This window comes from Pseudomonas sp. NFPP02 (genome assembly GCF_900119355.1).
GTDB classification, from domain to species: domain Bacteria; phylum Pseudomonadota; class Gammaproteobacteria; order Pseudomonadales; family Pseudomonadaceae; genus Aquipseudomonas; species Aquipseudomonas paracarnis.
On the sequence record NZ_FPJI01000011.1, the window covers coordinates 18,607 to 31,727 of the forward strand.

General features: G+C 59.8%; 16 protein-coding genes. 10 read left to right on the forward strand and 6 right to left on the reverse strand.

Annotation, left to right across the window (positions count from 1 at the left end; translation table 11 throughout):
- Window positions 1–9: 9 nt before the first annotated feature.
- The 3 genes from BT204_RS19135 to BT204_RS19145 are packed head-to-tail and all read right to left on the reverse strand — an operon-like array spanning window position 10 to window position 1,860.
- Window positions 10–501 carry a GNAT family N-acetyltransferase gene (locus BT204_RS19135; RefSeq protein WP_072447906.1) on the reverse strand — a complete coding sequence of 164 codons (492 nt, stop codon included), beginning with the start codon at window positions 499–501 and terminating at the stop codon, window positions 10–12.
- Window positions 491–1,420, reverse strand: coding sequence for an alpha/beta hydrolase fold domain-containing protein (locus BT204_RS19140; RefSeq protein WP_072447908.1), 930 nt, complete (start codon window positions 1,418–1,420; stop codon window positions 491–493). Before BT204_RS19140 ends, BT204_RS19135 begins: the two co-directional genes overlap by 11 nt.
- Window positions 1,420–1,860: a tryptophan-rich sensory protein TspO gene (locus tag BT204_RS19145; protein WP_003192600.1), complete on the reverse strand. Its 441-nt coding sequence runs from the start codon at window positions 1,858–1,860 to the stop codon at window positions 1,420–1,422. Before BT204_RS19145 ends, BT204_RS19140 begins: the two co-directional genes overlap by 1 nt.
- A 163-nt stretch (window positions 1,861–2,023) precedes the next feature.
- On the opposite strand from BT204_RS19145, the gene chrA reads away from it, so the two are divergent.
- Window positions 2,024–3,217 (forward strand): chromate efflux transporter, encoded by a 1,194-nt coding sequence (chrA, locus tag BT204_RS19150; RefSeq protein ID WP_072447910.1) that lies wholly within the window; start codon window positions 2,024–2,026, stop codon window positions 3,215–3,217.
- A 105-nt stretch (window positions 3,218–3,322) separates the two neighbouring features.
- Here chrA and BT204_RS19160 read toward each other — a convergent pair whose 3' ends face one another.
- Window positions 3,323–3,886: a nucleotidyltransferase family protein gene (locus BT204_RS19160; protein ID WP_072447914.1), complete on the reverse strand. Its 564-nt coding sequence runs from the start codon at window positions 3,884–3,886 to the stop codon at window positions 3,323–3,325.
- A 487-nt stretch (window positions 3,887–4,373) separates the two neighbouring features.
- Here BT204_RS19160 and BT204_RS19165 point away from each other — a divergent pair, with 487 nt between their 5' ends.
- The 9 genes from BT204_RS19165 (at window position 4,374) to BT204_RS19205 (ending at window position 11,408) form a co-directional block, all read left to right on the forward strand.
- Entirely contained in the window at window positions 4,374–5,075 is a 702-nt protein-coding gene (locus BT204_RS19165) for a LuxR family transcriptional regulator (protein ID WP_230960017.1), read from the forward strand.
- 159 nt (window positions 5,076–5,234) lie between these two features.
- The gene (locus BT204_RS19170; RefSeq protein WP_034126215.1) at window positions 5,235–5,810 is read left to right on the forward strand and encodes an acyl-homoserine-lactone synthase; all 576 of its coding nucleotides are present in this window, start codon (window positions 5,235–5,237) and stop codon (window positions 5,808–5,810) included.
- A gap of 139 nt (window positions 5,811–5,949) precedes the next feature.
- The gene (locus BT204_RS19175) at window positions 5,950–6,543 is read left to right on the forward strand and encodes an NAD(P)H-dependent oxidoreductase (RefSeq protein ID WP_052199940.1); all 594 of its coding nucleotides are present in this window, start codon (window positions 5,950–5,952) and stop codon (window positions 6,541–6,543) included.
- Window positions 6,544–6,556: 13 nt separating this feature from the next.
- On the forward strand, window positions 6,557–7,087 hold the full coding sequence (locus BT204_RS19180; protein ID WP_072447916.1) for a DUF2867 domain-containing protein: 531 nt from the start codon (window positions 6,557–6,559) through the stop codon (window positions 7,085–7,087).
- Window positions 7,084–8,283, forward strand: coding sequence for an AfsA-related hotdog domain-containing protein (locus BT204_RS19185; protein ID WP_072447918.1), 1,200 nt, complete (start codon window positions 7,084–7,086; stop codon window positions 8,281–8,283). The genes BT204_RS19180 and BT204_RS19185 overlap by 4 nt, the downstream gene beginning before the upstream one ends.
- Before the next feature lie 13 nt (window positions 8,284–8,296).
- A complete protein-coding gene (locus BT204_RS19190; RefSeq protein WP_072447920.1) occupies window positions 8,297–9,442 on the forward strand; it encodes an oxidoreductase in 1,146 nt (381 codons plus the stop codon).
- A 1-nt stretch (window position 9,443) separates the two neighbouring features.
- Window positions 9,444–10,214, forward strand: a complete 771-nt coding sequence (locus BT204_RS19195) for an SDR family NAD(P)-dependent oxidoreductase (protein WP_072447922.1) — start codon at window positions 9,444–9,446, stop codon at window positions 10,212–10,214.
- 8 nt (window positions 10,215–10,222) lie between these two features.
- Window positions 10,223–10,990, forward strand: coding sequence for an SDR family NAD(P)-dependent oxidoreductase (locus BT204_RS19200; protein ID WP_072447923.1), 768 nt, complete (start codon window positions 10,223–10,225; stop codon window positions 10,988–10,990).
- The gene (locus BT204_RS19205; protein ID WP_072447925.1) at window positions 10,971–11,408 is read left to right on the forward strand and encodes a hypothetical protein; all 438 of its coding nucleotides are present in this window, start codon (window positions 10,971–10,973) and stop codon (window positions 11,406–11,408) included. The genes BT204_RS19200 and BT204_RS19205 overlap by 20 nt, the downstream gene beginning before the upstream one ends.
- Before the next feature lie 206 nt (window positions 11,409–11,614).
- Here BT204_RS19205 and BT204_RS19210 read toward each other — a convergent pair whose 3' ends face one another.
- Both BT204_RS19210 and BT204_RS19215 read right to left on the reverse strand, forming a co-directional pair.
- Entirely contained in the window at window positions 11,615–12,136 is a 522-nt protein-coding gene (locus tag BT204_RS19210) for a DUF2846 domain-containing protein (RefSeq protein WP_014719182.1), read from the reverse strand.
- A gap of 63 nt (window positions 12,137–12,199) precedes the next feature.
- The gene (locus BT204_RS19215) at window positions 12,200–12,802 is read right to left on the reverse strand and encodes a hypothetical protein (RefSeq protein WP_034126209.1); all 603 of its coding nucleotides are present in this window, start codon (window positions 12,800–12,802) and stop codon (window positions 12,200–12,202) included.
- Window positions 12,803–13,121: the final 319 nt, after the last annotated feature.

Here is a 13,121-nt window from a genome sequence, read left to right on the forward strand (position 1 = left end):
AGCTCGCTCCTACAGAAGTTGGTGCATATGGGTTGTCTGCCAGATCGGGTCAGCCTCGGCATCCACCACCTCGAACCCCTGCCGCTGCCAGAAATCAATCGCACCGGGCAGAAACGGATGGGTGTGCAGGTACATCACCTCTACGCCATCCGCCCGCGCCAGCGCTTGCAGCGAGCGGTATAACCGGCCCGCCAGGCCCAAGCGTCGCACAGCCGGGAGCACATACAGGCGCACCACTTCCACTGTCTTGCGCCCCTGGTAGTTCAACTGCGGGAAGCGGCCGTCGTAGGGCCGATAAGCCACCGAGGCAACGATCCTGCCTTCGGCACGAGCAATCAAAAACCGCCCGCCGCCCTCAAGGTAGATGGCTTCAAACTGCGCCAGATCGTGGGGGACACCGGTGGCACTGAGCGTGGGAAACAGTTCATCACGCGCCTGCAAAGCAAAGCTCAGCACCTGGGGAATGTCAGCGGCCTGCACCGCATCAATGCTAACGCTCATCGCCAAGGATCCGGCCCGTTATCCACTGGCGAGCGTAAGCCAACACGTGATCGGCCATCGCCACCGGAAAGTGAATAAACCCATGGGCCGCTTCCGGCAGCAAATGAGCCTCCGCCGTTGGCCATCGCTCGGCAATCAGCAGGGTGTCATCCTTGAGCGGATCCAGTTCGCCCACGAACATCAACGCTGGCGGCAGCCCCTCAAAGTCCCCATACAAGGGCGACAACGGTGGCTGTCGGCGCGTCTCGTCGCTGATCCCCGGCGTCAGCAGGCGCAGCGCCTGAACCATGCCCGGCCCGTCCAGCAACAAGGTGTCCGGCCCGGCCGTGCGCACACTGGGGGTGCCGGTCAAATCGTAGACGCCGTAATACAACACCGCGCCGCTTACCCGCTGGAGCAACTCGGGCCATTGCTTGAGCGCCAACAAAGTGGCCGCCGCCAGGTGCCCGCCGGCCGACTCCCCGACAAAAAACACCGGCAGGTCGGCAAATTCCGGGCAGTCCGCCAACAGCCAGCGCACAGCCGTCAGGCAGTCATCCAGCAGCCCTTCGATCGGCGTATCCACCGCCAGCCGATAATCCACCGACACCACCGCCACATCGCACGCGTTGACCATGCCAAGGTTAAGGTCGTCATCCATTTGCGCATTACCGATCACCCAGCCACCGCCGTGGATATCCAGCACCACGCCTCTTGGCGGGCCAGCGGGGCGCAGGATGCGCAAGGGGATCGCCCCGAGCATTTTGCGTTCCGCCAGGGGCGCCTTCTTGAAGGTCTGGCTGGCACGCAGCAGCGCCTGGATCAGGCGCGGCATCACGCGGTTGCGGACCTTGAAGCGCGGCATCCACGCCAGTTTGCGATTGAAGCGGCGCATCTGGGCCAGTTCGGGCTCGCTGGCGGGCCAATGCTGGTAGGCCATCAGCGATTATTACGCAGGATCGAGAAGTTCAACGCCGCGGCCACGCACAGCCATGCCAGGTACGGGAACAGGATCAGGCCGGTGATCAAATCCAGGCGCACGGCCAGCACCACCATCGCTGCCACGGTGAGCCACAAGAGCACGATAATCACCATCCCGGCGAACAACCGATGGGCACCAAAGAACACCGGCGTCCACAGGGTATTCAACGCAATCTGCGCCGCCCACAGGGCCAACACCATTTCGCTGCCGGGGATCAGGGTCAAGCGGTAACCGGCCCAGGCCAACAGCAGGTAGATGATCGTCCATGCCACCGGGAACAGCCAATTAGGCGGGGTGAAGCTGGGCTTGACCAGGGATTCGTACCAGGCGCCGGGTTTGAAGATCACGCCAGTGCTGGCGGCGGCGGCGCAGGCGAGCAGGAAGATGAAAAAGGTCATGGTCGGTCCTTGAGGTCCAGTGGATGGAAAACAGTACACTGCTTTTAAGTGACTCGAACAACCGCGGATAAATTCAATGGGGCGGCAAAATACCCGCGCTTCTACGCGTCATGAAAATTGGTTATGGTCGGCAACATCCAGCACCGTTGCCCGAGACATCCCCTTGCCCCAGCTTGCCGATCACCGCAGCCGCCCCTGGTCAGTGTTCCTGATTTTCCTGCGCCTGGGCCTTACCTCCTTCGGCGGGCCGATTGCACACCTGGGTTATTTTCGCCAAGAGTTCGTCACCCGCCGCCGCTGGCTCAGCGAGCGCAGCTATGCCGAACTGGTCGCGCTGTGCCAGTTCCTCCCAGGCCCGGCCAGCAGCCAGGTCGGTATCGCGTTGGGCCTGTCCCGCGCAGGTTACCGGGGCGCGGCGGCAGCCTGGGCCGGGTTCACCTTGCCGTCGGCCATCGCCCTGATCCTGTTTGCCCTGGGGCTGGCCCACTACGGCAGCGCCCTGCCCCCTGGCGCGCTGCACGGCCTTAAGGTGGTCGCCGTAGCCGTGGTGGCCCAGGCCGTGTGGGGCATGGCGCGTAACCTGTGCCGAGGTGTTTTACGGGTGGCGTTGATGTTGATCGCCGCCTGCGTGGTGGTGCTGCAACCCTCCGCCTGGGCTCAGGTCGGGGTCATGGTGGTCGCAGGCGTGGCTGGCCTGCTGTTGTTCAAGCCCGAGAGCAGTGCCGAGCCCGACGCCCTGCCCATCGCCATCAGCCGCCGTGCCGGAGCCCTGTGGTTGATGCTGTTTTTGCTGTTGCTGGTGGGTTTGCCGATCCTCGCCGCATGGGCGCTCAACCCCACACTGGCGCTGGTGGACGCCTTCTACCGCACCGGCGCACTGGTATTCGGCGGCGGCCACGTAGTGTTGCCGCTACTGCAAGCCGAAGTGGTGCCCAGCCAATGGGTCAACAACGATGTGTTCCTCGCCGGTTACGGCGCCACCCAGGCCGTGCCCGGCCCGCTGTTCACCTTCGCCGCCTTCCTCGGCGCCTCGATGACCCACGCCCCGAGCGGTTGGCTTGGCGGAGTAATCGCGCTGCTGGCGATCTTCGCCCCGTCGTTCCTGCTGATATTCGGCGCTTTGCCCTTCTGGGCCAACCTGCGCAGAAGCCCACGTACCCAGGCCGCACTCGCCGGGGTGAACGCGGCGGTGGTTGGCCTGTTGTTGGCGGCGCTGTACCAGCCGGTGTGGACCAGCGCGATCTTCAACGGCTACGACCTCGCCCTGGCGTTGCTGGCACTGGTCGCGTTGATGGTGTGGAAACTGCCGCCATGGCTGGTAGTGATAAGTTGCGGCCTACTCGGCACGTTACTGTAGGAGCGAGCTTGCTCGCGAAAAACTCACGGGCGCCGCGTTTAATCTGAAGGCACGCGTTATCGTTAACGATTTTCGCGAGCAAGCTCGCTCCTACAGCATTGGGGCTCAGCCCGGCTCGACTATCTTGAGCCACGGCCAACGCGCCTGATAACTCCTGGCCTTGTGCAAAAACAGCTCCGGCTCCGGATGCAAAGGGTTGATACGCAACACCCCCTGCTCCACATCTTCCAATCCATAAGGCGCATACACCTCACCGCAAGCGATATCCAGCGCAACGCACGTACCCGCCACCAGGTAACGGTCAACCCCCTGCCGAGCCGAATGCAACTGCGGGTAAGGACGGCCAAACCGCTGACCATACCAAAGGTGCACCCGCGCCTGATTCCTGACCTCCACATTCACCCCCAGGTCTTGGAACAGCCCCTGCGCCGCACGAATTACCGCGTCTTCCGCCTCGTAGGACAGGTCCTCGTCAAAGTAAAAAACGTCGTAATCCTTCACGCCCTGAGCCGCCGGCAGATTCGCCTGATGGTTCCACACCGCCTGGAACAAACAGCCCGCCGTGAGCATGCACTGCTGCACACCCAGATCCGGCAAGCGCGCGGTGAGTTGCGCATTGATAGGGTTGGCCATGGCCAATTCGAGCAGGGTGTCGACCGTCAATGTCATGTTCAGTCCTCCATAATCTGGCGCAACAATACCACCCCAACATGTCACTTCTGTAGGCGCGGGCTTTTAACACCGAAACGAATCAGAAGTTTGACGAAATCACCTCGCGCCCTGCGCACAACTCGGCGCGAAGCCGAACAAATGAAACCAACATGAAGAATGCCCCCACTTGCTTGTAAAGCAACTTTACGCAGCACTACCCTTACACGCCCTACCTCAGCTGCCCCCGCTGAAATTGATCAGGACACCGGCTAAATGGAGTTCGCCCCTTGCACGCCCCACCGCTCACTCTTAAAGGTGCGTATCGCGATACCTGCAACGCCTTCTCGCGCCAAAAGTATGAAGGCCGAGAGCGCTGCATAAATGTGTCTAACTTTAACGCCGAGCATCTAAACCCACGTCGTTGATGACACCGGCGTAGTGCCGTCATCGTTTTCGGCGCAGATAGAGCGTAAAGGTCAATTCAAGGAGAATGACAGTGAAGTGGATGGATGATGTGCTGGACACGATCGACAATGCCCGAACCGAAGCTGAATTGTTGGCTCGGATCGTCAGCACGGCAAAACACCTGGGGTTCGACTATTGCGCCTATGGAATCCGAATCCCTATCCCCGTCACCCGCCCTAAAATCGTGATGAGCAATAATTTTTTGCCTTCATGGCGACAACGCTACGCCCACTGCAAATACATCGCCGTGGACCCGACGGTACAGCACTGCACGAAATCGACGATACCGATTGTCTGGGACGAGCAAATGACCCGGCAAAACCCGCAGATGTGGGAAGAAGCCCGTGGCGCCGGGCTGGCCCATGGTTGGGCGCAATCCTGCCTGGACGGCCGCGGCAGCGGCGGCATGCTGACACTGGCGCGCTCCAATGACCCTATTACGGCCCAAGAGCTTGCCGCCAATCAAAAATACATGCGGTTTTTGGTGCATGTCGCTCATCAGGGGTTCTTGCGCGTGCTGACGCCGCACTGGCAGTTACCGCAGGAAAAAACCCTGTCGCAGCGTGAATGTGAAGTGCTCAAGTGGGCAGCCGACGGCAAGACCGCCCACGAGATCGGTTTGATCCTCTCGCTATCGCGGGAAACCATCAAATTTCACCTGCGCAATGCAGGCTCGAAACTGGGCGTGCATAACTGCACCGCTACCGTCGTGCGCGCCACTTCACTGGGCTTGCTTGTCTGACACATACCTGATTGGCGCACCCCTGATGCGTTAATGCCGCTCAGTGTGAACAACAACAATAATACGCGCACCCTCACGACACACCTGCCCAAAAGAGCAGTACCTAAGTGTTCGATTATTCTGCCGAATGGCCCCTCGATTTTTTGCCGAGGGTTCCTCATGTATATAACCACGGGTACGCGCCTGACATTACCGACCGAACTGTGGCAGGCCCTGTTGCTGTATCGCTATCGCGTATTTGTCGAAAAACTTGGGTGGCATCTGGACTGTGCGGTCGGTGAGGAACTGGACCAATTTGACCGCGACGACACGGTGTACGTAATCGCCCGTCAAGGCCCGCACATCGTCGGTGTGGCGCGGCTGCTGCCCACGCACAAGCCCTATCTGCTCAAGGAAGTGTTCCCCCAGGTGCTGGGTGGCCAGGCACTCCCTCATTCTGCGCACATCTGGGAAATTTCCCGGTTTGCCGCCGTCGACCTGCAACAACAGACCTTCACGGGCCACTCCCTGTCATCGCCCAACGCCGTGGCGCTGCTGCATGAAGTGCTCAAGGTCGCCGCTTGCCACAAGGTTCGCCAATTGATCACGGTATCGCCGCCGGGAATTACCCGCTTGTTGCGCAACGCGGGTTTCGACGCTCATTGCGAGGGCAAGCTGACCGTGATCGACGGGCACAAGATCATGGCCAACTGGATCAGTGTGCCGCCCTGCCTGGCTGATCGAGAAGTGGCCTGAAGCAGCGCAAATGGCCTGCCGCTGCGGGCAAGTCGGCCGAGCCGACTCCCCAAAAGGTTAGGTTACAACCTCAGGCGCCTGCTCTTAAATAACGCTGCATCGGCATTCCAACCGACTATAAATGGGACACACGATCTACATGAAAAAAGTCATTGTCATTTCTGGCCATCCTGATCTTTCGGTTTCCCGCGTCAATACCGCGATCATGGGCAAGATCAGCCAGCGTGGCGTCAAGGTCCATAGTCTGGCCAGCGCGGTGACGCCCACCGGGTTCGATATGGGTGCAGAGCAGGCATTGCTCAATGCCCATGACCGCATCGTGTTGCTGTTTCCGTTGTACTGGTATTCCTGCCCGGCAATCATGAAACAGTGGATCGATGAAGTCTTCACCCCCGGCTATGCCTACGCACGCGGCGGCGACAAGCTCAAAGACAAGGAATTCATGATCATCACCACGGTGGGTGCGCCCTCCACCGGCTACCGCGCTGGCGGGTTCAACCGTTACACCCTGGATGAATTGCTCAGGCCGTTGCAGCAGACGGTGGCGTACGTCAAAGGCATCTACCTGCCTGTAGTCGGGATTTACGAATCGGTGTTCATCGATGACGAATCAATCGACGTCACCGCTCGGAATGTCGCCGCACAAGTGATTGAGGACCAGGCCAGCGCCGACCAACTCTACGAGAACATGCTGTTGCAGGCCGAGCAGGCACAAATTGCGCTGCTGCAATAAGGTGCCCTCACCCATGAAGACGTCAAATAACCAGATCCCACCGTGCGCCAGCCTGGTGGCCGCGCGCAACGAGCTGGGTTTTCTGCACTCTGCCAGCGCACTCATCGACACCCAAGCCACGCCCCTGGAACTGTACTGCCAGATGACCGCCGCGACGCCCGCCTGGCTCAAAGGCGCGTTCAGGTTGCGCGACAGCATCTCACAGCACTTTCACGTCGAGCGGATCGGCGGGTTCTCGGGTGCCACACCCCAGTGCGCCCCGGTGGTCGGCGAAAAGCTCGATTTCTTCACCATCGAAGCCATCAGCGCACAGAAGCTGGTACTGACCTCACGCGATACCCACCTGGCGGTCATGGTCTCGATCGATACCACACTCACGCAACCGCGTTGCCTGCATATCACCACCTCCGTCAAGACCTTCAACACGTTCGGCCGCCTGTACATGCTGCCGGTGGCGCCGGTACATGGGCTCATCATCAAGCGTTTGCTGTCCCGTCTCCCCCTACATTCCCCAACTCGCTCACTTGGAGATCGCAACTCATGAACAGCGCAGACTCAATTGACCCTCATCTGTTGCACAAAGACACACCCAGGGATGTATTGATCGGACGACCCAGGCTGATTCTGCCCAGCTTTCTCAGTGCTTCGATCGGTGCCGACATACTGGCTGGCAACCCCCCGGATCAGGACCTGTTCAAACAGCTGTACCGTGCCCAAGACGGCCGGTATGTGCTGCGCCATCTGCCCCTGACCCTCAGCGCGGAACAGGCCGGCACTCTCTCCACCTTCGAGATCCGCCTGACTGACTTCTATACCGAGTGCGACGACCACTTCATCCTCACGGCTGAATTCATCCCCCACCAGGCCCAACGCTACCTGGCCCAGCATTTTCAAGGCGGTGATGCCCACATACCGCCCGACCAAGTAATGCGCATGATCGAATGCCTTGAGGCGCTCGCGCAGTGGGACAAGGCCAGGCAGGGCTCTTACTTGTTGATCAACGACACCAAGAATTACTACTTCTACAACAAGCAGCACGAACATGTACCGGGCCTGATGTTGATCGAAGTGGCCAGGCAAGCCATGTACCACTACGTCTACAACTACTTGGGCCATCAGCGCGGCGCGGTTTCCATTTCCATCGAAGACTTGCGCATTTCCTTCAACGCCTACACCGAATCGGCTTACGAGGTCGAAGTCGTGGTGCAACAGACCCACGGCCTGAAGCGATCGCAACCCAAGTCCATCGACAAGTGCGCTAACTTCTATCAGAACGGCCGGCTGGTATCGCGTCTCTGGCTGCAAGGCGCAGTGATCAAGTTACCGCTGTTCAAACGCATGCGTTCGTTGAACTACCCTCAGGATCACTGGTTCACCCCTTCCGATCGCTTGCCCAAGAACATCCTCGTGCATCACGCCGACAGTGCACTGCAAGCCAGGCTGAGCCTGCTCTCGGTACTGGGCGTGCTGGTGACTCACCAGGCCGAGGGCATCAATTGGAGCACGGTCACGACCGTATCGCTGTATATCGAAGGGGGCGGCTTCCTCAGCCTGCCCGTTGCTTCGACTTGCTCCACTGGCGAACCCGACCAGCGCGTGCTGGTGTTCGACAAACTGTCCAAGAGCCAGGCCAGCGAACTGCGTGAAACGATCAAGTGCCACTGCTTCTTTGCCGGGCAGATGCAATGGAACGCTGGCTCTTCACCTGACCCTCTGGCCCCCGAGCAAATCGTGGCATGAGGATCCTGCGCCCATGAGCTATGAGTTATCACAACGCCCACTGATGATCGGTCAGGGCGTTTCGCTGAAAAACCGCGTGTACTTCGCGCCGATGGGCATCGACCTGGCCACCTCGGACGGTTCTCTGTCCGAGGAAATGCTCAGTTTCTATCACCATGTGATCGACGGTGGCTGCGCCATGGTGGTGCTGGGCAACTCCTCCATAGCGCCCTCCACGCGCCTGCATGCGCGTGGCCTGTGCCTGCACAGCCATGCCAACGTGGAAAAGCTCGCGCCGCTGGTGGAGTACGGTCGCCAGCGGGACTGTCCAGTGGTGGTGCAACTTCAGCATTACGGCGCCCAAGGTGGCACACAGATCAGCGGCCAACCGCTGCTTTGCCCGAGCCGCAGTGCGTTATCCGGCAGCCGCAGCGCCGAGGCATTGGAGATGAGTGTCGAGGACATCGACGCCGTTTGCGATCAGTTTGCTCAAGCGGCTCTGCGAGCCAGACAGGCCGGCGCCAGGATGGTCCAGCTTCAGGCCTCCAATGGCTACCTGCTGAGCAGTTTTCTATCGCCCTGGACCAACCATCGCCATGACGCTTACGGCGGCAGCCCGCTCAAGCGAGCACGGTTTCTGTTGGAAGTCATCGACCGCATTCACAGGGTTACCGCAGGAGAGCTGGAGGTTTCCGTGCGCCTGGGCATTGATGATTGCGTAGGCGCCAACGGGCAGCAACCGGAACTGCTCCAGGATGTGGTGGCGGCCCTGGAAAACGCCGGGACCTCGGCAATCATGTGCTCGATCACCATCAAGGAAACCTTCCGCTACATGCTGTCTGCCCATCCGACGATTCAGCAACAGTTCGTCGAAGGGGTACGCCTGATCAAGTCATTCACCTCGCTGCCGGTCGGCTATGCCGGTTTCATTGGCTCCCTGCAGGAAGCAGAAAATCAACTGCAGCTGGGTCACTGTGACCTGATCGGTATGAGCCGAGCCCTTTTTGCCGATAACGACCTGATCAGCAAATCGCTCGCCGGCCATGAAGACAAGGTTCAGCAATGCCGGTTTGACGGTAACTGCTTTCGGGACAAGAGCAACCCGCAACTCGACCGGGTGTATTGCTGCGTGAATGAGCACTACAAGCGTCCCGCTCACATCCACTACGGAAATCAATAACATGGAATTTCAAGACAAGAACATCGTCATTACCGGCGGTGCCAGCGGCATCGGCCTGGCGGTGGCAAAACAACTGGCCAAAGCGGGCGCACGCCTGTTCCTGATGAGCAGGAACCAGCAAAAGGCCGACGCCGCTCTAGAGATACTGGGGGCTTCGGCGCAGTTCATCTTTTGCGATGTGGCGTCGCACACGTCGGTAGCCGCGGCATTCGCGACGGTGGCTGGCGAGGTGGATCAGTTGCACTTTGCAATTAACAACGCCGGCATTACCGCCCCCTACGCACCGATCGCGACCAGCGCACCGCAGGATTGGGACAGGGTCATCCACACCAACCTGAACGGCCCCTTTTACTGCCTGCAAAAAGAACTGGAACTGATCAGCCGGTACCCCGATGGAGCGATCGTCAATGTGTCTTCGTGCGCGGGCGTGATGCCTATGGCCAATCAGGCCGCCTACGTCGCCAGCAAGACCGCGCTCAATGCCTTGACGCAGGTCGCCGCGATGGAGAATGCCTGCGACAGCGAATCCGGTTTTGCCGTACGCGTCAACGCCGTAGCGCCCGGGCCGACACTGGGCGGTATGAACTCTGCGGAACGGCTGGCGGCCCATCCGGAAAACACCCAGCGCAAGCGTGACGTGACCGCCATGAAACGCTTTGCCCATCCAGAGGAAATCGCCGACGCGATCGTGTTTTTGTTGAGCCGCAGATCCAGCTACATCACCGGCTCGGTGCTCAGTGCCGATGGCGGCTATCACATCGGCAAATTCTAGGGGCAATCATGGCTAGCATATTGATCACCGGTGTGAGCACCGGTATCGGCAACGCTCTGGCGCGTTATCACTTGGCCAGGGGCGACGAGGTGCTCGCGGTATCACGCAATCCTGCGGCCAATATCCCGTCACAGGAGCGCTTTCACTTCCTCAGGTGCGATTTGACCGATATCGACCGCGCCCCGGCAATCTTGCAGGCGTTGCTATCGCGCTCCCCTGCTCCGGTAGACACCGTCTACCTGAATGCGGGTCGGTTCGGCAGCCCTCCACAACTGGCCACGCAAACCTCGATGCAGGAGTTCAACAACGTCCTGGCACTTAACCTGGGCGCGGTGAAAATGGTCCTGGATATCCTGTTGAGTGCGACGCAGCCTCCCAGCACCGTGGTGTTTTCATCATCGATTTCGGCCGTGCGCCAACGGGCCGGGATGCTCTCATATTCGGTCTCCAAGGCGGCGCTGAACGCTCTGGCAAAGATCTATCACCTGGAAAACCCACACACATTCTTTGCCGTGCTGGGGCTCTGCAACGTCCAGACGACGGTGGCGAAGACCATCATGGCGGCGGATGAACGCTTCGGTGATCTTGTCGCACTCCGCCAACGGGCGGCAGTGCCCGGCTACATCGTCGACGCAGAATCCCGCGCTGCGCATATCGTTCAGGTCTTGGCCGAGCGCCATCATCTTGGACTGAAATCGGGTGAGTTCCAGGAAATCCGCGACTTGTTGACCCAGCCACTCCAGGAGGAGACCCGCAATGACCCAATCCACCCATGAAAAAATCGTACGTGTCGGCGCTGCATACGACATTCTCGCGATGGCTCCCTTCGCCTTGCCGATCGTGTCCGTCTGGGCCTATGCACTGATCCAATGGGTTGATTTGCAACTGGGCTTCGACAGCCACTTCTCGGCGCTCGACCCCACCGCCATGTTCCTGCTCAACATCGGCGCCTGGGCATACCTTGTATGGGGCGTTGTACGTTGGCGAGCCCCTACCCGCGAACATGCCCGTCTCAGCGCCCTGCTACGCGTAATCGTAGTGGTAGTGCAGGTAGTGGCCGTCAGCAGTGGCGCTTCACCTTTCCTGCTGGTGCTGGGTGCCGTTCAATTGTTGCTGGCGGTGCTGGAGTTTTCGCATAGATTATTCGAGCGCAGCGGTGCCCCATCCAGCCGAGAAGAGGCACGCGCTTACTGATGCCGCCGGAGGCCAACCTGGCGCTTGATGAAGGCCCGCCCTCTTCTCCTCGACATCGCCCCGGACCATCCACCCACTGAGCGTTCCTGCTTACCCCTAGCTTTTTCTAGGGGTTCAAGCGCGACGGCTAACAACCCCACAATGCCGCGGTAGTGTGGGGTTCTTCTCTGTCGGCAAGTTGGCTTTGGATGATGTTGGGCGGGTGGTTACCGTGCGGTTGCCGGCAGCTCCTGGCACCACTTGATAGAACGCAGCGCTTCCTCGGCAGGCACAAGCGCGTAGCGCGAGTAAAACATTGTTCCGCTGAAACGACGGCCGTCGACTTCACCCAAGGTCTGCCCATCCTTGTAGTCAGAAGTGCTGAGTTGATCGGCGATGTAATACACCTTGCCATTCTCGACGGTGATATCGAAACGCTGGTTAACCATACCGCTGATGATCGGTGGCGAGGTGGAGGCAACGCTGTGCTTGCCGGCGGGAATGCCGGCCTTGAAAAAACTACCGGAAGGCAAGCTGCCGATGGTGCGGCCATCGACCTGAATAGTCGGGGCGACCCCGCCACCGATGCTCGCCGCCGTGCGATAAAAGTAAACCGTGGCCTCATCCGCACGAGGTTCCGCCGGTGACGTGAAGAACGGTTGGCCTTTGAGGTCCGGACCGCTGATGCAACCGGTCAGTGAGACCAAGCCTGCGAACAGGCTGGCCCAGAGTAGCGTAGAGCGCTTCATGCATGAATTCCTTGAACGTGGATCAATGGGCGTCGGGGTCGATGACTGTCACCGGTACCGGCTTCAAATCGTGCACAGCCCTTTACCGAAGTCAGTGGCATCAGAACTCGGCCAAGGCGCAAAACCGCTCTTCGGCGTCAGATTCACGATGTTCCGGTCCTTGAGCATCGGGTACTTGCGCTTGAGCGCCTGCACCGTGTCATCGGCATTGTTCACGTTGGACAGGCAAAAGCGCAGGGCATCGACGCGCAGATCACCGATATAGAGAGTTTCCCCGGCCTTCACAGAGAAAACCGCAGGCACCGGGCGCGGCATCGACTTACCCGCGTAATACACGTAATGCCACTGCGTGTACTCATACTCACCCGGTGGCACTTCATACATGAAGTAATGGCCCAGCACAGAGGGGGATGGCTGATCATCTTCATTGCCCAGCGTCGTCAGCCGTAATACGGTGCCCGGGGCTCCCTGTTGCTTGATCTCAACCACCAGCCCATGGGGCTGCATCATCGGAAAGCTCTCACCAACCGAACCCACGATGATCGCCTTACTCGGGTCCGGTGCGTGCTTGCCGTCGTAGCGTGACGTCGCGCACCCGGATAGAAGCGTCGCGCAAAGTGCGACTGCGGCCCAGACAAGATGTTTACTGCTGACTTTCCCTAGCATTGGTTTTTTTCCGATCAGTAATCTTGCAGTTCGTAGAGCCCAGCCGAGCGAACCAAACGTTCGCACATCTGGTGCTTCGTTGCTGGCTCGTCGGCCTCTATTGTCCAGCTACCCGCACCTTGATAACAACCCACGCTTGACCCACTCCTGTAGGAGCGAGCTTGCTCGCGAAAAACCCAAACGATAACGCAGCGCCTGAAGGCAAAATCCGATTCCCCTGCCGCACCTTGCGCCATCGTGCCAGCTTGTGCGCTGGGGTGGCCGCCCCTAAGGTGGCTCGGGCGCTGAATTGTTCAGTGATCGGGTTTAGTAGCCTGAG